Source organism: Arcanobacterium wilhelmae (genome assembly GCF_029632765.1).
In the GTDB taxonomy this organism is placed as follows: domain Bacteria; phylum Actinomycetota; class Actinomycetes; order Actinomycetales; family Actinomycetaceae; genus Arcanobacterium; species Arcanobacterium wilhelmae.
On sequence record NZ_CP121247.1, the window covers coordinates 1684500 to 1702932 of the forward strand.

The following is an 18433-nucleotide window of genomic DNA, read 5'->3' on the forward strand; positions in this document are numbered from 1 at the left end:
AACTTAGGGTACGCTTACTTTCCTATTTTCGTAATGCCAAAGTAGCGAAATTGGGCGGCGGGTTTTCCCGCCGCCCAATTTCGATCACTCACCTGCGCATTCAGCCACTATCGCGGCTTCACGCAGTTGCGTAGCCTTCGCCCGCGTTTTCCGCGATCTCGGACTCGTTGTGGACCTCTGCACGAGCCGCCTCCAGGCGTGCGATCGGCACACGGAACGGGGAGCACGACACGTAGGACAGCCCTGCTGCCTGGAAGAAGTGGATCGACATCGGATCGCCACCATGCTCACCACACACGCCCATCTTCATGCCCGGCTTCGTGGAACGGCCACGCTCCACACCCATCTGCACCATGGCGCCAACGCCCTTCTGGTCGATGGTCTCGAACGGCGAAATGCCGAAGATGCCCTCGTCGAAGTACTCCTTGAAGAACGCGCCCTCCACATCATCACGCGAGAAGCCCCACGTGGTTTGGGTCAGATCGTTCGTGCCGAAGGAGAAGAAGTCCGACTCGGCCGCGATACGATCGGCCGTCACCGCAGCTCGCGGTAGCTCGATCATGTTGCCGATCGGGATATTCAGCTCCACGCCCTGCTCCTTGGCCACCTGGCGAACCACGGCCTCCGAGCGGTCGCGCACGATCTGCATCTCGCGAACCGAACCAATCAGCGGAACCATCACCTCAGAGCGCGGATTCTTGCCTTCCTTAATGAGGGCCGCCGTAGCCTCAGCCACCGCGCGCACCTGCATCTCGAACAGTCCGTGCATCTTCAGGCCCAGGCGCACGCCGCGCAGACCCAGCATCGGGTTCTGCTCGTGGTTCGCCTCGATCGCGGCCATCATCTGGCGCTCGCCCTCGGACACGTCCTCGCCCTTGGCGCTCTTGACCGCGAGCTTCACCTTCGCTTCGGTCAGATCCTGGAGGAACTCGTGAAGCGGCGGATCAATGAGGCGAACCGTGACCGGCAGGCCGTTCATCGCCAAGAAAATACCCTTGAAATCCTCACGCTGAAGCGGCAGCAACTCAGCAAACACGGCCTCGCGCTCTTCTTGGTTCTTCGCAAGCACCAGGCGCTCGATCAGCACGCGGCGATCGCCGAGGAACATATGCTCGGTACGTGTCAAGCCAATGCCGGTAGCACCGAAATCGCGAGCGCGCTGAGCATCCTCAGGCGTATCCGCGTTCGCACGCACCTTCATTGTGGCCGTCTTATCCGCATGGGTGAGGATGTGGTGCACGGCCGTGACCAGTTCCTTCGTATCCTCATCCGGCGAGGCTGCCAGGCCGGCCTCCAGGCCGTGAGCGATGTAGGTGGTCACCGGCGAATCCGAGACCGGAACCGAGCCGAGGAAGATCTCGCCCGTGGTTCCATCGATCGAAATCACGTCGCCAACCTTGAGCTCCGTGCCCGAGGACTTGATCGTGAGCGTGCCCTCGGCCTCGTTCACCAGCAGATCCTCCGCGCCAACCACAGCGGTGCGGCCCATGCCGCGGGCCACCACTGCCGCGTGGGAGGTCTTGCCGCCGCGGGCTGTGAGAACACCCGAGGACACAACCATTCCCTGCAGATCGTCCGGGTTGGTTTCGCGGCGAACCAGGATTACAGACGCGCCGGCCTCAGTACGCTCGACGGCGGTGGCGTTATCCATCACGATCTCGCCCACAGCAGCGCCCGGCGATGCGGGCATACCCGAGGAGATCGGCTTCGGAGCGGCCGAGCGATCGAACTGCGGGAACAGCAACGACGTGAGCTGCGCGCCCGTGACACGGGTGAGCGCCTCGTCGCGGGTAATGAGCTTCTCGCTCACCAGCTGGTCCGCGATACGGAACGCGGCGGCAGCCGTTCGCTTACCCACGCGGGTCTGAAGCATCCACAGCTTGCCGCGCTCCACCGTGAACTCGATGTCGCACAGATCGCGGTAGTGGGTTTCCAGCGTCTTCATAATCGAAATCAGCTGATCGTACGCCTCGCGATCAATATTCGCCAGATCCTCCAGCGACAGGGTGTTGCGGATGCCCGCCACCACGTCCTCGCCCTGGGCGTTCTCCAGGTAGTCGCCGTACGTGCCCGACTGGCCGGTGGACGGATCGCGCGTGAACGCCACGCCCGTACCCGAGCCCTCACCCATGTTGCCGAATACCATGGTCTGAACGTTCACAGCCGTGCCGAGATCGTGCGGGATATGCTCACGACGGCGGTAGATCTGCGCGCGCTCAGTGTTCCAGGAACGGAAGACGGCCTCCACGGCCAGATCCAGCTGCTTGCGTGGATCCTGCGGGAAATCCTGGCCCGTAGCGTTTCGGAAGATCTCCTTATACTCGGCCACGAGGCCCTTGAGATCCTCGGTAGTCATGTCCAAATCGCCGGCGTAGCCGTTGCGCTCTTGCAGGCCGTGAAGCGCATTGGAGAACAGATCGCCGTCAACATCCATCACCGTCTTGCCGAACATTTGAATCAGGCGGCGGTAGGAATCCCATGCGAAGCGCTCGTTGCCCGACTGCTCAGCAAGCCCGACCACCGACTCGTCGTTGAGGCCAATATTGAGCACGGTTTCCATCATGCCCGGCATCGAGAACTTCGCACCCGAACGCACCGACACGAGCAGCGGGTTTGCGGGATCTCCCAGATCCTTGCCCATCGCCTGCTCGACGTCGCGGATCGACTTCGTCACCTCAACGTTGAGGGAATCCGGCACTGCACCCTCGGTGAGATAGGTGCGGCATGCCTCAGTAGTAATGGTGAATCCGGGAGGCACCGGCATGCCCAGCTTCGTCATCTCGGCAAGGTTCGCGCCCTTTCCGCCGAGGAGATCCTTCATATCCTTGTCGCCTTCGGCGAACGCGTATACGTACTTCGTCATGTAATTCCCTCCATTGGGAGCGGCCCCTGATACGCTGTGGGCCGCATCGACTTCACAGATTCGGCACTGAATCCGTTCCCAAGTTTAACACTTGTGACTCCTAACACGCACCCGACGTCGGGCCCCAAGTCCCAGCTAGCCCCTTCACGCGCGGCGATGGGCGTTCCCCCAGGAAAACCCGGAAAAACGCCCATCGTACGTTTCAAACCCTAGCTTGCCAACGGCGTCGGCAGCTCCGTGGAATGCTCATCGCCGTCGTTCATCATGGCCGGAATAAACGCCGCCACCACGAATATCGAGGCGAGAATCAGAAGCAGCCCCACCACCAGCGCAAAGCCAGAAACATTCACTCCCGTGCCCACGAGGATCGCGAACACGCCCGAGATCACGAGCAGCGCACCCCACAACATCACACCAATCTTCATGACCTTCTCCTTCTTACTTTGAAGTCGCCGACGCCGACGGCGAGGGCTGGCTTGCCGATTCGCTCGGCTTTGTGGTCGGTTCCGACGTCGCAGACGACGTCGGGGCCGGGCTGGAATCGTTGCCCGGTGTCAGCGGCGCGGATGCGATTTTGTCCGTAACGTTCACGCGCCCGAAGCCGAGCTCGATCTTGATCCTTCGGGCGCGGTCAGGGTCGGTTGCCGCCCCCGGATTTCCAAGCGTGACCGACATCTTCACGTGGTTTCGCGGGCTAATGTGGCGCCGCTCGCGCGGGCCCTCACCACGCCCATCACGCGGGCCGTCAGGGCGGGCGTTGCCAGCCTGCGAGCCGTCAGCGTTACCACGGCGATCGCCCCCCATCGGCCCAGGCCCACCTGGGCCGCCGTCGCGATCATTGTTTCCTCGAGGGCCGTCACCTCGGCCAGGCATGCCCTGGCCATCGCCGCGTCCGTCGCGGCCAGCGCCGGGGCCCATCGCTCCGCCCGGTTCCTCGCTCACCATCGCCGTGCCGTCGCCGGAAATATTCCAGCCGTCGGCACCATCCAGGTCCACGACACCAACCGTTGTGATCTCGAGGATCACAGGGTCGGACGGATCAACATGGAGATCGAGGCGCCCTGCACCGGCGGAAATATGGGCGCCGTCAGGGAGCGTGCTCACGTCCAACGCACCTCGCGCAACGAGTGCGGCCCGCGTCGGCTCCGACGTCGACGAAAACAGAGCAACGTCCGTAGCATGAGCCACACGCTCGGGCAGGAAGTACGCGAACGGCACCAGCGGGAGGGTAATGGCCGCAGCCAGCACGCTCGCAGCTGTCAGCCATGTGCCACGCCGTCCGCGAGCGCCCGCCGTCACCAGCGAAACGCCCGTCACGATGGCGGCCGCGCCAACCGCGATCGCGGCGGACGCCACGCTCAAGCCCATCACGATCACCACGATTGCTGCTGCGAGCGCCGCCAACGCAAGAGTGCCGAAAATATAGGTGGCCGACACCTTCGGCGAGGCCGTGTAACGGTTCCAGAGATTCGGGCGCGGCGCGGTTGGCGCGATCGGCGGCACCGGTTGCTGCGCGCCGAAATGAGCCTGGCCAAAGTCCTCGGTTGGCGCGGAATAATCGGAGTACGCTGCCTGCGCGATCTGCGGCTGAGGGCCGACAACTTCCGTCGGAGTGTCAGACGCGAACTGTTCCGTCGGAGCGTCGGCGTCAGCAGCGAAACCAGGGGCTCCTGCGTTGCCAGCCGCACCGGCGTCGGGGGCCCCGGCGCCAGCTGGCGCACCGGCGTCGCCACGCTTCGCGATCAGCAGCGCCACGCCAGCCAACACCACCACCGCAACAAGCGCAAGGAAGTGGCGCGAAAGGAACGCCACCAGGCCGACAACCGCGAGCGCGAGAGCCGCAAGGAACCGGCCCGAAACCTTGCGATTGAGCGCCAATTCGAGTTCGATCTGGTCGTCGCCGGCCATCGGCACGAACAGCCATGCGAGGCCGTAGGCGAGCACGCCCAGGCCGCCAACGAACGCCAATGCGAGCGCGCCCACACGAACCAGCAACGGCGACACGTTCCATCGGTACGCCAACCCGGCACATACACCGCCAAGGTAGCCGTCCGGAGTGCGGCGCAACGGCGATTTCCTCATCGAGTCAAAAATGTTCATGACCCAATCGTGGCAAAGCGTGGCGCTTCGCGATATGGGGTACCACCCTGATTCACCCCTGATTCGCGCACTCAGGGAGCCGCGGCCGGCGCACTGCATGCGACAATATGTGCGTGAGCAACACTGACTTTTCGTATCTGCGGGCCCCAGGCGTACCTGAGCGCGCACCGCTCGAGCGGCGTCACCCGCGCATCCTGGCCGGTGTGGCGCAAGGGGTGGCCGTGCACCTCGGCGGCAGTGCAGCCCTGTGGCGCGCGGGATTCCTGCTCGCGTGCGGGTTTTACGGCGCCGGAGCGATTGCATATGCACTGCTCGCTTTCATGGTTCCAAACGCCCACGGTACCGACGCCGGGGCGCGTCTCGCGCCAAGACTCGGCGAGCGCATGCAAAAGCGGGCCGCTACGCCGTCGCGCAAAACACTCGTTACTGTGGCTCTGTTTTTCCTTGGTGCCGGTGCGGTTCTTGCGCTCGTTGAAGCGCTGGGAACCGTGATTCCCACGAACCTCGTTGTGCCATTCCTCGTGATCGTGATCGGCGCCGGGATCGCGTGGGCGCAGCCGGGGGAATCGGTGTCGGTGAGCTGGACGATCACGGGTGCCGCTGTGACCGCGGTGGGTGCGCTTCTCTTCACAACGAACGCACTGGGCTGGCGGGCCACTGTTTCTGGTGTGGTGGTTGCCGTGGCGATGCTCGTGGCAGTGGGCGTGGTACTTGCGGGGGTGTTGCTGCGCAACAAAAATCAGCTGTTTTACGAGCGCGAGCGCACGATCCGCGAATCGGAGCGGGCCGATATCGCCGCACACCTGCACGATTCGGTCCTGCAAACCCTGACGTTAATCCGCGCGCGAGCGGGCGACCCGGAAGAAGTGGCCGCTCTCGCACGCACCCAGGAGCACGATCTGCGCCGATATCTCTATTCTGATCGCGCGCAGGAAGGCACGTCGGTGGCCGAAGAGATTCGGCGCGTAGCCGGCGAGGTTGAGCGAACGTTCCGCGTGGAGATCGACGTGGTGGCCAGCGGGGACACGGCCCCGACGTCGGCATCGCGGGCGCTTGCGGGCGCGGTTCGCGAGGCTCTCACCAATGCGGCGAAGCACGCGAGCGGGAAGATCTCGCTGTTTGCCGAACTGTCCGATCAGGAGTGTGAAGTGTTCGTGCGCGATCGCGGCGCCGGTTTCGACCCTGCATCGATCCCGCCGGATCGAGCCGGGATCCGCGATTCGATCCGCGGGCGAATCGAGGGCGCCGGCGGCGAGGTAGAGATTCGCTCCCCACTCCCCAGCGGCGGAACTGAAGTGAGAATGCGAATAGGAGGCAGACAATGATTTCAGTATTCATCGTGGACGACCACGCGCTTGTGCGGGCTGGTGTTCGCAGCCAGCTCGACGCCTTCGACGGCATCGAATGCGTCGGCGAAGCCGACAGCGTGGACGCGGCCATCTCGGCGCTCACCACCCACGCGAGCCGCACGCCCGACGTCGTCCTCCTCGACGTCCACCTCCCGGGCGGATCCGGTGGCGGCGGCGCCGAAGTGGCGCGCGCCGTACTGGGGCGCAAAGTACCCACAACATTCCTGGCGCTGTCGGTCTCCGATGCCGCCGACGACGTCGTGGCCGTGATCCGCGCCGGAGCCCGCGGCTATGTGACAAAAGCCGTAAGCGCAGAGGAACTCGAGGAAGCGATCCGGCGCGTGGCCAGCGGAGACGCAGCCTTCTCTCCGCGCCTGGCCGGATTCGTGCTGGACGCGTTCCGCGGGGAAAGCACGGCAGTGAGCGACGCCGAACTCGACTTGCTTTCGGCACGCGAGCAAGAAGTCATGCGACTGATCGCGCGCGGATACACCTACCGCGAAACCGCCTCCGAGCTTTTTATCTCGATCAAAACAGTAGAAACGCATGTTTCTGCCGTGTTGCGTAAGCTCCAGCTCTCGAACCGGCACGAACTCTCGCGCTGGGCAGCAGCTCGCGGTATCTAGGGGCGAGCAGGCAGGCAACGGGAGTGACGGCAGGCGGGCGAGTGAGAGCGCTCCCTCGTAGACTGGGCACATGAGCCTCCTGCTTGCGATAATTTACGCCACCTTTATTTCACTCGGCCTGCCCGACCAAGTGATCGGCTCCGGGTGGCCCGTGATCGGGCCAGCGCTCGGCGCGAGCAGCGAATCCGTTGGCCTCATCTCAATGATGGCCACGTTTTCCACGATCGTCTCCGCGCTCACCAGCGCGTGGGCGTTGCGCAAGTTCGGCACATTCGCCGTTTCTGCGGTATCGATCCTGCTCACGTCGGCGTCGCTGCTCGGATATGCGGCAGCGCCAAGCCTCGTGTGGGTGCTGGCGCTGACCATCCCGCTCGGGCTCGGCGGAGGTGCGATCGATTCGGCCATGAACTCTTTCGCCGCGCTTCACTTTTCCTCCACACACATGAACTTCCTCCACGCCTGCTGGGGAATCGGTGCCTCCGCAGGCCCGCTCATCATGGGATTCTTCCTCAGCATCGGCACCTGGCGCGGAGCTTACGTAGCGCTCGCACTCATCCAGCTCGGGTTGCTCGCGATTTTTGCGCTCTCGCGAAGGGCCTGGGAGAACGCGCCCGCCGGGCCGTCGGATCCGGTGGCCAGATCTGGGGACGCTGAAAGCAACGGCGAGCACCTGAACGCTTTAGCAGAGCCTGCGAGCGTGGAAAGGTCACAAAACAGGGCCGACGCCAGCGCTACCATTATGCGGACCAACGAGACCGCTTCCTGTGGCAAGGCGCCGGACGTAACGAGCGCACCGGCGTCGGCGAAGGCGCCAAGGTCGAGTGAAACGGCTGGGTCCGAGCACGGGCTGCTCTTGCCGGCGCTCGTCGGGTTCTTTTTCTACTCAGCTGTGGAAGTGGGGGCCGGACTGTGGGGCGCGACGTTCCTCGTGAGCCGGTTCGGGACTTCACCAGACGTCGCGGCGGCGCGGGTCGGTGCGATTTTTATCGCACTCACGCTCGGGCGGCTCGGTGCGGGCGTCGCCGCAAAATGGATCTCGAACCGCGTGATCATGCGAATCGGGTTCGTGGTAGCAGCCTTGGGCGCACTACTGATGCTGCCCGCCTCGGAAGTGACTGCATCGATCGGATTGGTGTTGATTGGCCTTGGCTACGCGCCGATTTATCCCACGATGGTGAAGGAAACTGCGCAGCGCTTCGGCGTGATCCGCACGCAACGCGTGATGGGGCAGCAGATTGCGGGTGCTTATATTGGGCAAACTTTCATGCCGCCGCTGATCGGTGTCGCCCTCGTGCACCTGACGCCGCTCGCACTACCAGCTGCGGTGCTCGCCGGGATCCTCGCCACGGGTCTTGCCACGGAGCTCATCAACCGTCGGACGAAGTAAGCATGAACTCACGATCCGGCGCCTCAGATCTTGGCAAGCGGCGAGGCAAGGGGCGAAGCACAGAGCACGTAATCGGCACCGTTGAACGCCACATTCGTTTCACATCCGTCGATATTCACGCCTGTACTCGGTGCGGCTAAAATTTTGGGCGGTTTTTTGATGGTTCGAGCTCATATACGGCAGGAGCCTCCATTTTTCGAACCAAAATTTTAGGTGCCCAAAGTATTTACCTTTTCCTGACGCGATCGTGAGAGAATTGAACCGCGATGCAACGGCGCTTTTCACTCGAGTTTTCACGTTGAAGAACGCACCGGCGCCTCGGATTTCATGCACAGTTCTGATACGGAAGGTTATTTCAGGATGCGATTTGTATTGGCCACAGTTCAACTTGTCGCGGCACTAGGAGCAGTCATCGCCCTTGGGCTCTCGCTCTTCGCTGGCTTCGAATTAACTGAAGTGGGAATGGGACTGCTCGGCATCTACGCCCTCATCGAAGCCGGCGACCGATGGATGAAAATGCGCACATCAGCCAGCGAAAAGCACCCTACTCAGAATCCCTGATCCTCATGCACCGCTGATATTCACGCCTGTACTCGGTGCGGCTAAAATTTTGGGCGCTATTTTGGAAGTTCGAGCCCATATACGGCACGAGCCTCCATTTTTCGAACCAAAATTTTAGGTGCCTGAAGTATCGCTCACAGCGGCTTGCTGTGGAAAACCTTGCGGCCAAAAATTCGTTTTCGCATAAGTTATCGGCATGATCCCCAATGTGTATCGTCGGCATGAACTTGGAGAGCTCGGCTTTGTCACTGAAGCCCAAATTGCTCGCGCACATAGAAACGGAGTGCTCGTCAGGCACGGACACGGCTGGTATTCCGATGGTCAGCGCGATATCCCTGAACAGTATCGCACGGCGATGATCTCCAATACTCAACTTGGATGTTGTAGCGCGCTTAGCGAATACGGATTGTGGGTCCCGCCTGAAGAAACCGGTAAGATCCATCTGGCGCTTCGCGCAGGCCAGAAGAAAGCGCAAGTTCACAACGCCCAATCGAAAACAACCGTTCCGATCATCTCTCATCGTGGTGCGATATGGAATCCGGAAGGTTTGTGGGAACGCGACAAGTTACTCATGCCGATGGAAGATGCCCTCGAGCAAGCGGTACGGACACATTCTCCACTGACAGCGCTAGTACTGGTGGAATCAGCACTAAATCTCCGCCTTGTTTCACACACGTGGGTCGAAGCGCTTCGCGCGCGGCTATCGAAGCAAAAATCGCTCATTTTGCGCGACGCCTCACCCCTGTCGGAATCCGGGACCGAAACACGCATCTCCCACTTTCTTCGAAGCCACAGATTCCATTTCAGACAACAAGTCGAACTTCTTCCGGGAATCCGAGCAGACATCCTCCACGGTCATCACCACGTTATCGAAGCTGATTCCGTTGCCCATCATGCCGGACAGAAGGAATATGAACACGACCGCGAGCGAGATTGCCGCCTCCAAGCAGCCGGATTCGATGTCACCCGTGTGAGTTTCACACAAGGCTGGGATGACTGGGAAGCATTCGTTCCACTCTTCCTCCAGATCTTGCACCGCTATCGCTGAAACAAACAGAGCCACACCAAACCTCAGCCACTATCGACCCACCAACAATGACATTCACTATCCTAGTCCCGGCCCGAGAGTGTACGAACGGCCGGCAAGCAAGAAAGTGGTACTCGGTACCATTTCCCCCTTCCACATACTCACGCGGAAAAATAACAAGTCAATAACGGTCTTCGTTTCCATAATTTAGAATGGCTCCCCTCTTGCTAATCTTTCGGACAACGCAACGATGCGTTGAGCACAAACCCACGGAATGAGGAAATATGTCTAGAAAAAAACTTCAGGCACTCACTTTTAGCTTTCTTCTCGCAGCTGGAGGAATGCTTGCCACAGCACTACCAGCTAACGCTGGAGTTCTACCACCAAATCCAAGCAAGTGTTGGGTTGTAGCACCAGGCACTAATATCCCGGGGCAGATTCCTGGAACGCTTGTCTGCAACAAGTGCATCCGTGCTGGTAACAGCTGGGCATGCCCATTTGAGCACAAAGAAGAACAGTAATCATGGCGGTGGGAGGAGTTCGCACTCCTCCCACCGCCCAAATTTTCACGACGAGGAGGGTAGCAAATGAAGTACCAGAGAACGCTCCAAAACATATTCACCGGACTATGTGCATTCTTGCTATTGGAAGACGTGCTAGGAGGAGTTTGGATTTTCGTCTCTCCTCGAACATTCGCCGATCAATACCCTCATCCATTCGGTTACGACAGCCCAGCAGGATTCTTCGTTCTCGCCATACTCCATGCAGTGGTCGGCTTCGCCGCTCTGTTAGTCGTCCGACTGGAAGGAAATCTCATTCACGGCAAGCCAACCAAGAAAGTACTCCCCTTTTTTGTCGCGATTGTTGGATTTTTCGCAGTAAATTCCTTGTGGATCACACTATTAAGCACTCTCGCTGCAATTGCTTCACTGCCCGGTGGCTCATGGTTATTTTCCGACTTCACTGAGCTTATGTCGATACGACCATCTTGGGCTCCGCCACCCCTGGTTACAGGAATCGCGGTTGCCGCCGGAGGTGCTGGCGAGGAGGCATGCTGGGCTGTGTGCTTCTACGCGATCTCACGGTTGCGCCAAGGCCGCCTTGCATTGTTCACGGTCTTGGTCATTGCTCGTTGCCTCCTCCACCTCCACTACGGATCCATCCCCTACGTAATTCCCATCAGCGCACTCGGAATTTTTGCGATAATCTACCTCTCACGCGGAGGATCCCCCTGGGCCCTCGTCGCCGCACATGCTACGTGGAACTTTTCCGTTCATCTCGGCCCCACCATCGGCGGCCCCATCCGTGGCCAAACCATCTGGAGCAACGGATTCATCCCCTTTTTCCTCATCACCGGCGCTATCTTTTTCCTCACGCCACTGTGGAGGAGCAACCGCATCTTGAATCAACTCGTCAGCACTGCGGCTACCAAAGGCTCCTTCATCACTACAACCCTGCTCGCAGCTGGCCTCGCTGCCATCGCATCCGTCTTTTCAGACGCGCTCCTCATCGAAAACTCCGACTATCTCCAATGGCTCGGGCTCACCCCACTTGTCTACTACACATACCTCAACGCGCGAAACCGCCGACCACTTTGGCCACTCGCCATTGGCGCAGCACTCTACGGGGCTGGCCATGTCTTAGCAACCGCCCAATACTCCGCATTCACCACCATCTGGACCGCGATCATCATCCCAGCACTCGCTGTCACCGCACTCATACTGCTCACACGCAACATAAACGCTCTCCCACTAACACCGCCCCGCCACGGAGCGCGTCAACCGGCGCCGCAAACCACCACTACCCGGCTCGGTTAAAATTTTGGGCGGTTTTTTGATGGTTCGGGCCTATATAAGGCTCGAACCATCATTTTTCGAACCAAAATTTTAGGTAGCCGAAGTATCAGCAGAATTGCCACCACGACGCGGGCAACAGAGCTCATCAACCGGCGGGCGAAGTAAGCCCGGATCGGGCCCTGCATCAACCGAAGCGGTGAACCGTTACCCGACGCGGTGTACCGTTTCGAAAATCTTGAGCCCGTCCCACAGCCTCCCCAGATTCTGCGGGCTACGCACAAGATCTAATTGGAGGTTCGCGAGCACCATCCACACGAGTGTGAGCCCGACAATCGCTACCGTCACCGCCACTACATCGAGAATAACTCCGGCTCGGGCAGACCGTGAACCAGAATGTTGCACTTGTGTTTGCCCTGCTCTCTCCCGATCCGAAACGTTTGCCGGCGCGTGCCCCTTCATCCGCCCCAGCACTGTCCCTGGTCTGCGCGCGCGGAACCGCCACGCAAGTAGGCCAACACCCGCAAGCACAACGAGGCCAACTACCGCATAGATCGGCCACATATTTCGCGGAACATTCCGATACGTATTCGCCACAAAACCCGGCAACGCCGTTCGTGAGACTTTCTCCCCCGCAAGAGTCTTCCCAAGCCAGTCGACGGCCTGAGGGAAATGCTTTCCCCAGATTGCCCACTTGTGAAACTCGCCGAGCGAGTACACGAGGTACGTGGAGCCTGTCCGCCCAGGCGCAACTGCCGCTAAGCCCGCAACAGCTTCCGCAGAAAGCGGGTCACTCCCGGTAGCGAATGCCCACACGTTCAGATCCGGAGCGCGCCGCACGAGCTCGCTCACCGAATACTTCGCCTGAAGTTCGGGCGTTAAGTGCTTGAGCCCTCCCAGGTTTGGCAGGTCCGTACCAGAAAACGACATCGCATTACCGAACGTATCGGGAGTGTAAGCGGCGATCGCGGGGGCGTTGTAACCGCCGGCAGACATTCCGGCGAGGGTCCATTTCGCTGGATCGGTGCTCGCAGGAAAGTTTGCAAGCACCATCGCGGGAATATCGCGCGCCACCCAGCTTCCGATTTTCGGACGGCCTGGCAGATCGAGCGCATCCGGCTCCGCCTTGTCCGCGTTCACATGCGGAATCACCACCATTGTGGGCGCGATCCGGCCCGCATTGATCGCGGACGTCATCACTCCGTCAACGTTGATCTGGTGCGGGATGGCAGGCGGAGCGCCAGGGTAGCCGGGGAGAATCTCGATCACTGCGAGTTCCTTCATCGCACGCCACGCTTTCGGCAGCCACACGGTGGTTTCGAGCCGGATCCCTGATTCCGGCCCGGTGAAGGTGATCGTGTAAAACTCACCTCGCGGATTTTTCACGTGAGCGGGCGTGATCGGCGCGTATTTTACGGTGTAGCGCGGATCTGGTTTGCCTTCCCACAGTGGCGAGCGTGGCGCGAACGGGATCGGTTCGCCAGTCCCCGTACCAGCCGCCGGCGGCAATAAGATATTCTTCGCCACCGTGGCCCACGAGCTTTTGTGGTAGATCGTGCGATTCAGGCTCACACCCACTGCGCTAAGAAGGAGCACGGAGGCGAGCACAACGGCCACCCCAGCCCGCACCGAACGCCCGCGGTGCAGGTTTCGAACTGCGAACGCCGCCACCACCACGGCGAGCGCGATCAACAGAAAAATCACGGGTAGCGACCGCGGACTCACAGCACTCATCGCTTCGCTCCTTCTTCCACTGTGCAGTGGCTAGTAGTTGTATCCGAGGACGATCATCCGCCGAGTTAAGCCACTGATCAATCTCGCGAGGCTAGTAGTTGTATCCGAGGAAGATCAGGAGGGTGAGGAGGTCGTCCTGGTTGCGCACGATCTCCATCCGCAGGTTCGCGAGTGCCACGAGTAGGAGCGTTCCCCCGATCACGCCGAGCAGCACGGCACCGCCATCCCAGATCAACAGCCGCGAGAGCCAACTTCCGCCCGACGCCGGTGCAACGGCTTTCGTCCAGCTTCCGGCCCGCCCGGTGCGGTTTTCGCCAGCCGCGCCCAAGCCCACGCCCAAGCTCTCACCCGAACCAGCCACTGGATCCGTGCCAGCACCGCGCCGGCGCCAGTACCACCAGCGCCCACCCAGGCCAGCCGCCCCGAGCGCAACCACCGCCCCGATCACAGCGTAGATTCCGCCACGGCCGGGCCCCCGAGCCTCAGCAACCGTTCGCGCCGCGGCCGGCAAATCGACAGAGTCGGCCCGTTGCCCGCCGAGCACTGTGCCGAGCCAGTCAACGGCCTGCGGGAATACTCTGCCCCAGGTGTCCCAGTTGTGGATCGCTTTCTGATCGAAAACGAGCGCCGTGGAGCCGGTGCGCTCCCCCACTGTCGCGAGGTCGGCGAGTCCAACGAGCGTGCGCGTGCCGCCGTATTCATGCCCGGTAGCGTACGCCCACACGTTCATGTCGGGCCGCTGCTTGATCAAGTTCACCACCGAGTACTGCGTCTTCACGGCGTCGCTGGAGTGCACGAGCCCGCCGAGTTCGGGCTCGTTCGAGCCGGAGAAGAACAGTATGTTGCCGAAGGTGTCGGGCGTGTAGGCGCCGAGCGCGGGGCCGATGTAGCCACCGGCGCTCATGCCGCCGATGGTCCACTTCGCCGGTTCTCGGCTGACGGGGAAGTTCGCGGCCATCATGGCGGGCACGTCGCGCGCGATCCAGGTTCCGATTTTGGGGCGGCCTGGCAGGTCAAATCCGTCGGGTTCGAGCCGGTCAAGGGCGACGTGCGGGATGACGACGGCGGTGGGTGGCATCGCCCCCGCATCGATCGCTGTGCTGAGCACACGGTCGAGATCGAGTTGGCGCGGGATCGCGGGCGGGTTTCCGGGGAATCCGGGGAGGATTTCGAGTACGGCGAGGTCGCGAGCGTTGTCCGCTCCGGCCGGCATCCACACGGTGACGGGTAGCGAGAGCCCCGACTGCGGCCCGCGGTACTTCACGGCGTAGAACGTTCCGGCGGGGTTTTTAACTCCGTGCGGCGTGAATGGCGTTTTTTCGACGCGGTAGGTCGGGTCGGTTTCGCCGTCCCAGACTCGTGGTTTTTCCGCAAATGGGAGGGGCTCGGGATCCGGCGGCGGCGAGAAGATGGCTTTCGCGAGCCCTCCCCAGCTTTCAACGTGGTAGGTGACGCGGTTGAGTTGGAGCCCGACCGCGGAGGTTGCGAGCACGGCCGTTCCTGCGACGAGCGCGGCGACGCGCTTTCCCTTCCCTTGCCGGAGTGCGCGGGTTGCGCCAGCGGCGAGCGCGACGGCGCCGGCGATTGGCACTGCGAGTACGGCGAGCGACGTTGGTGAGAACATTTTCCCTCCCTTTCGGACACGTCCTAGGGTACGACGCCGGGCGTGGAGGCGGGGTCATTCCGCGGGCTTTCGTTCCCCTGATGGTCGACGCCGGCGCACGGCTCACGTTGACTTCACGCGTTGTGGAAGAGCCTCCTCCACACCGCCGAAACTCATCCCTGCACACGCCTCACCTGCGCGAACAGCATGGCGTCCGACGTCACACCCCCACACAAAACGGTGCGAGATCGCCACTTCACAGCTATACGAGCAAAACTCCAGCGATTTTGGTTGAATTTTCTCCTTGCTTTTTAGTTCAATCTTCAATATTATAATTTTCAGCGGATCCACCCGGATCTCCGACCGGCAGGCAACAGCCCCGGTTCGTCATCCAACAATTTTCAAAGGATCAAAATGGCAGACTTTACTGAACTCAACGGCACCTGGAACATCGACGCAGCGCACTCGCGCCTCGGTTTCGCAGCGCGCCACGCAATGATCTCGAAGGTTCGCGGCGAGTTCGCCGAGAAGGAAGGCGGCATCAACATTGATGGCGCCAACCCGAACAACTCCTCCGTCAAGATCGTGGCAAAGACCGAATCCTTCACCACCGAGAACGAGATGCGCGACAAGCACGTGCGTTCGGGAGACTTCCTGGACACCGAGAACTACCCGGAAATGTCCTTCGAGTCGACCAAGGTTGAGGTTGCGGAAGGCACGGTGACGGTCACCGGCAACCTCACAATCAAGGCAACCACGAAGGAAGTTGAAGTCGAGCTCGATTGGGCCGGCCCGGTCAAGGACCCGATGGGCAACGAGCGCATCGGTTTCGAAGGCTCCTTCGTGATTAACCGCCAGGATTACGGCGTTTCGTTCTCTGCTCCGATGGAGACCGGCGGCATCCTCGTTGCCGACAAGATCACCGTGAACCTCGACATCGAGGCCACTCGCGCCTGACCCAATGTGCGCGCAGTGCGAGGGCGCGTTTCATTGATTTCCTGAATATGTGCATGGGTGTGGGCCGCGGATTTTCCGCGGCCCACACTTTTCGCTCGCGCACTTTTCGCTTCCACTCCCGACGCCGGTGCGCACGTTTCGCCCAGCGTTAGCGAACACTTTCCCGACGCCGGTGCGCACGTTTCGCCCAGCGTTAGCGAACACTTTCCCGACGCCGGTGCTCACCTCATATCAGAAGGATCGGTGGAGCGCGGCTCAGCCGTCGTACGGAAGCCCGAGCTGGATGAGCAGCCCGAGGATATCCTCTTCGCTTCGCAGCCACTGCCCCCACAAGTTCAGCGCAAGCACGAGCCACACGAACACAGCCGCCACAACCAGCACGGTGGCAAGCATGTCCCAGCCGATGAATCGCGCTACCTTCGCGCCGATCCCCACCCTCGCGGGCTCGGCTGCCATCGATGAGCCACCATTCTCATTTGACGCCTTGTTGACCGTTTCGCTTCCATGGCGCCCGACGGGAACTCCACGACGAGCCGCCACACCGTCGTCGGCCGCACTCCGGCGTCGCCAGATCCACACGCGCCAGCCGAACAACGCCAACGCAAGCGCGCTCGCCGCGCCCGTCACCGCGTAAATGCCATGCATGTTCTTTTCTTCCGCCGCCACGGGGGCGCTCTTCGCCGGCGGTTTCGCTACCGCGGCAACCTCCGTCTTGGCCTTGTTCTTTTGCACACTGCCTACCCATTTCATCACGCCCGGGAATGCATGCTTCCAGGTGTCCCAGCCGTGGCCACGGCCCGCGTCGCGAAACAGGGTGGTGACGCCGGGGCGCTTTGCCATGGCCGCGAGTTGTGTGAGCAGCTTGTTCGACTTCGGCTCGGCACCACCCGAATAGGCGTAAACAGCGAGATCAGGAGCCTTCGAAAGGAGCGAGGTGAGCGCCATCTGAGCTTGGACGTCTTCAGGCGCCTGTGCGAGCGGACCATACTCAGCGTTATTCGTCCCCGAGAGCGAAACAGCCGCGCCGAACGTGTCGCGCGCGAGCACCGCGAGCGCAGGAGCCGTGTATCCACCCTCGGAAACGCCGGCGAGAGTCCACATGTCTTTCGCACGCGACACCGGGAAATTGTTGGCAATCATCGCCGGGATGTCGCGCGCGGCCCACGTTCCCACTTTCGGCTCTCCTGGGAAATCGAACGCGCGGGTCGGGGCACCATCTGGACGCAAGAGCGGCAATACAATCACAGAGGGCTGAATCAGATTCTTTGCGATGTAGTCCGTCATCTGCTGATCAAACTTCATTGCCGCCGGCACACCAGAGATGCCGCCCGGATACCCGTGGAGCATCTCAATCACGCCGAGGCCATGCAGCTTTTGCCAGCCCTTTGGCGCCCACACGATCACGTCCATTTTCAGGCCCGACTGCGGCCCCTTCCACGTGGTGGTGAAGTAGGTGCCAGTTGTTCCGGCACCTTCGGGGTGGAATTCTTTCAGGTCCGCCTTGTATTCCGGGTTCGGCGCCTTTCCCCACGCTTTGGCAAGTTTCGGCGCGATCCAGCCCTCGCCGGTGTCGGAGAGGATGCCGTCGGCTTTCCCCTCTTTCTTTGTCAGCGGCTTCGCGCTGGGCGCGGCGATCGGCTTGGGCCAGATCGTTGCCGCGACGCCGTCCCACGTGAGCGGACCTTGTGTGACACGGTTCTTTTGGAGCGCGGCTCCCGAAAGGAGCAGGAGCGCAGCCAGCACGACGGCGACGCCGGCGCGCAGCGAGCGTCCGCGGCGCAGCTGGCGGACGGCGAGGGCGATGAGCACGACGCCGGCCGCGAGCGACAGCGCGAGGAGCATCGCAGATCGAGGAGAAAAATTCATGTCCCTATTCTCCACCCCGGACGCGTTGGTGCTTTCCACCCCGAGCCGGATGTTCGCTCACGATTCGCTCACGAATCCGAGCCGGCGATCCCACGCCGACAGTCACCCCAACCCGACCCACTGCGCCAACAATGCCTACGTGGAAAATTGTGAACTCCCTACATGGAAAATTGTGAACTCCCTACGCGGAAGATTGTGAACCTCCTACATGGAAAATTGTGAACTCCCTACGCGGAAGATTGTGAACCTCCTACATGGAAAATTGTGAACAAGTTACGTGGAATATTATGAAGTCGCCAGGAGGAGATCCGCCCCAAACGCGTAGCGTAGAACCAAATGAAATGGGATCCGACGGTTTCCGCACCGATCAAGAGGCGCCCGAAAATCATCAACATTTGTCGATAGATCCCACCCCTGCCTTCACAATAGCCTTTAACCGAGGGCACTTCTCACGCAAAACAAGCACTCATCGAAAAGCACCGCAATATGAAACCCACGAAGAAGAACAAGAAATCGGAGCCTTCATGGTTAGGGGCCATGATATTTTCAGTCGCATTACTCCTCATA

At 61.2% G+C, this 18433-nt stretch carries 13 protein-coding genes; 7 read left to right on the forward strand and 6 right to left on the reverse strand.

Features of this window, described 5'->3' with window-relative positions; genetic code table 11:
- Positions 1-118: 118 nt before the first annotated feature.
- The 3 genes from ppdK to P8A24_RS07535 all read right to left on the reverse strand — a co-directional run bounded on the left by ppdK (position 119) and on the right by P8A24_RS07535 (position 4963).
- Positions 119-2863: a pyruvate, phosphate dikinase gene (gene ppdK, locus P8A24_RS07525; RefSeq protein ID WP_278057989.1), complete on the reverse strand. Its 2745-nt coding sequence runs from the start codon at positions 2861-2863 to the stop codon at positions 119-121.
- A gap of 209 nt (positions 2864-3072) precedes the next feature.
- A complete protein-coding gene (locus P8A24_RS07530; RefSeq protein ID WP_278057990.1) occupies positions 3073-3288 on the reverse strand; it encodes a hypothetical protein in 216 nt (71 codons plus the stop codon).
- 13 nt (positions 3289-3301) lie between these two features.
- Complete coding sequence (locus P8A24_RS07535) at positions 3302-4963, reverse strand: PspC domain-containing protein (protein WP_278057991.1); 1662 nt, start codon at positions 4961-4963, stop codon at positions 3302-3304.
- 113 nt (positions 4964-5076) lie between these two features.
- Here P8A24_RS07535 and P8A24_RS07540 point away from each other — a divergent pair, with 113 nt between their 5' ends.
- From P8A24_RS07540 to P8A24_RS07565, 6 genes are all read left to right on the forward strand, one after another.
- Positions 5077-6288 (forward strand): ATP-binding protein, encoded by a 1212-nt coding sequence (locus tag P8A24_RS07540; protein ID WP_278057992.1) that lies wholly within the window; start codon positions 5077-5079, stop codon positions 6286-6288.
- Positions 6285-6938 carry a response regulator gene (locus tag P8A24_RS07545; protein WP_278057993.1) on the forward strand — a complete coding sequence of 218 codons (654 nt, stop codon included), beginning with the start codon at positions 6285-6287 and terminating at the stop codon, positions 6936-6938. The genes P8A24_RS07540 and P8A24_RS07545 overlap by 4 nt, the downstream gene beginning before the upstream one ends.
- A 70-nt stretch (positions 6939-7008) precedes the next feature.
- Positions 7009-8325 (forward strand): MFS transporter, encoded by a 1317-nt coding sequence (locus tag P8A24_RS07550; RefSeq protein WP_278057994.1) that lies wholly within the window; start codon positions 7009-7011, stop codon positions 8323-8325.
- Positions 8326-8685: 360 nt separating this feature from the next.
- Positions 8686-8886 (forward strand): hypothetical protein, encoded by a 201-nt coding sequence (locus P8A24_RS07555; RefSeq protein WP_278057995.1) that lies wholly within the window; start codon positions 8686-8688, stop codon positions 8884-8886.
- A gap of 196 nt (positions 8887-9082) precedes the next feature.
- Complete coding sequence (locus P8A24_RS07560) at positions 9083-9934, forward strand: DUF559 domain-containing protein (RefSeq protein WP_278057996.1); 852 nt, start codon at positions 9083-9085, stop codon at positions 9932-9934.
- 566 nt (positions 9935-10500) lie between these two features.
- A complete protein-coding gene (locus tag P8A24_RS07565; RefSeq protein WP_278057997.1) occupies positions 10501-11730 on the forward strand; it encodes a CPBP family glutamic-type intramembrane protease in 1230 nt (409 codons plus the stop codon).
- A gap of 183 nt (positions 11731-11913) precedes the next feature.
- Here P8A24_RS07565 and P8A24_RS07570 read toward each other — a convergent pair whose 3' ends face one another.
- Both P8A24_RS07570 and P8A24_RS07575 read right to left on the reverse strand, forming a co-directional pair.
- Positions 11914-13440 (reverse strand): alpha/beta hydrolase, encoded by a 1527-nt coding sequence (locus tag P8A24_RS07570; protein WP_278057998.1) that lies wholly within the window; start codon positions 13438-13440, stop codon positions 11914-11916.
- A gap of 91 nt (positions 13441-13531) precedes the next feature.
- On the reverse strand, positions 13532-15064 hold the full coding sequence (locus tag P8A24_RS07575; RefSeq protein ID WP_278057999.1) for an alpha/beta hydrolase: 1533 nt from the start codon (positions 15062-15064) through the stop codon (positions 13532-13534).
- A 393-nt stretch (positions 15065-15457) separates the two neighbouring features.
- On the opposite strand from P8A24_RS07575, the gene P8A24_RS07580 reads away from it, so the two are divergent.
- The gene (locus P8A24_RS07580; RefSeq protein WP_278058000.1) at positions 15458-16000 is read left to right on the forward strand and encodes a YceI family protein; all 543 of its coding nucleotides are present in this window, start codon (positions 15458-15460) and stop codon (positions 15998-16000) included.
- A 255-nt stretch (positions 16001-16255) separates the two neighbouring features.
- Here P8A24_RS07580 and P8A24_RS07585 read toward each other — a convergent pair whose 3' ends face one another.
- Positions 16256-17866: an alpha/beta hydrolase gene (locus P8A24_RS07585; protein ID WP_278058001.1), complete on the reverse strand. Its 1611-nt coding sequence runs from the start codon at positions 17864-17866 to the stop codon at positions 16256-16258.
- Positions 17867-18433 lie beyond the last annotated feature (567 nt).

Coding starts and splice junctions, on each gene's coding strand:
- ppdK (WP_278057989.1), bottom strand. CDS start 2,863: ATGACGAAGTACGTATACGCGTTCGCCGAAGGCGACAAGGATATGAAG.
- P8A24_RS07530 (WP_278057990.1), bottom strand. CDS start 3,288: ATGAAGATTGGTGTGATGTTGTGGGGTGCGCTGCTCGTGATCTCGGGC.
- P8A24_RS07535 (WP_278057991.1), bottom strand. CDS start 4,963: ATGAACATTTTTGACTCGATGAGGAAATCGCCGTTGCGCCGCACTCCG.
- P8A24_RS07545 (WP_278057993.1), top strand. CDS start 6,285: ATGATTTCAGTATTCATCGTGGACGACCACGCGCTTGTGCGGGCTGGT.
- P8A24_RS07550 (WP_278057994.1), top strand. CDS start 7,009: ATGAGCCTCCTGCTTGCGATAATTTACGCCACCTTTATTTCACTCGGC.
- P8A24_RS07555 (WP_278057995.1), top strand. CDS start 8,686: ATGCGATTTGTATTGGCCACAGTTCAACTTGTCGCGGCACTAGGAGCA.
- P8A24_RS07560 (WP_278057996.1), top strand. CDS start 9,083: ATGATCCCCAATGTGTATCGTCGGCATGAACTTGGAGAGCTCGGCTTT.
- P8A24_RS07565 (WP_278057997.1), top strand. CDS start 10,501: ATGAAGTACCAGAGAACGCTCCAAAACATATTCACCGGACTATGTGCA.
- P8A24_RS07570 (WP_278057998.1), bottom strand. CDS start 13,440: ATGAGTGCTGTGAGTCCGCGGTCGCTACCCGTGATTTTTCTGTTGATC.
- P8A24_RS07575 (WP_278057999.1), bottom strand. CDS start 15,064: ATGTTCTCACCAACGTCGCTCGCCGTACTCGCAGTGCCAATCGCCGGC.
- P8A24_RS07580 (WP_278058000.1), top strand. CDS start 15,458: ATGGCAGACTTTACTGAACTCAACGGCACCTGGAACATCGACGCAGCG.
- P8A24_RS07585 (WP_278058001.1), bottom strand. CDS start 17,866: ATGAATTTTTCTCCTCGATCTGCGATGCTCCTCGCGCTGTCGCTCGCG.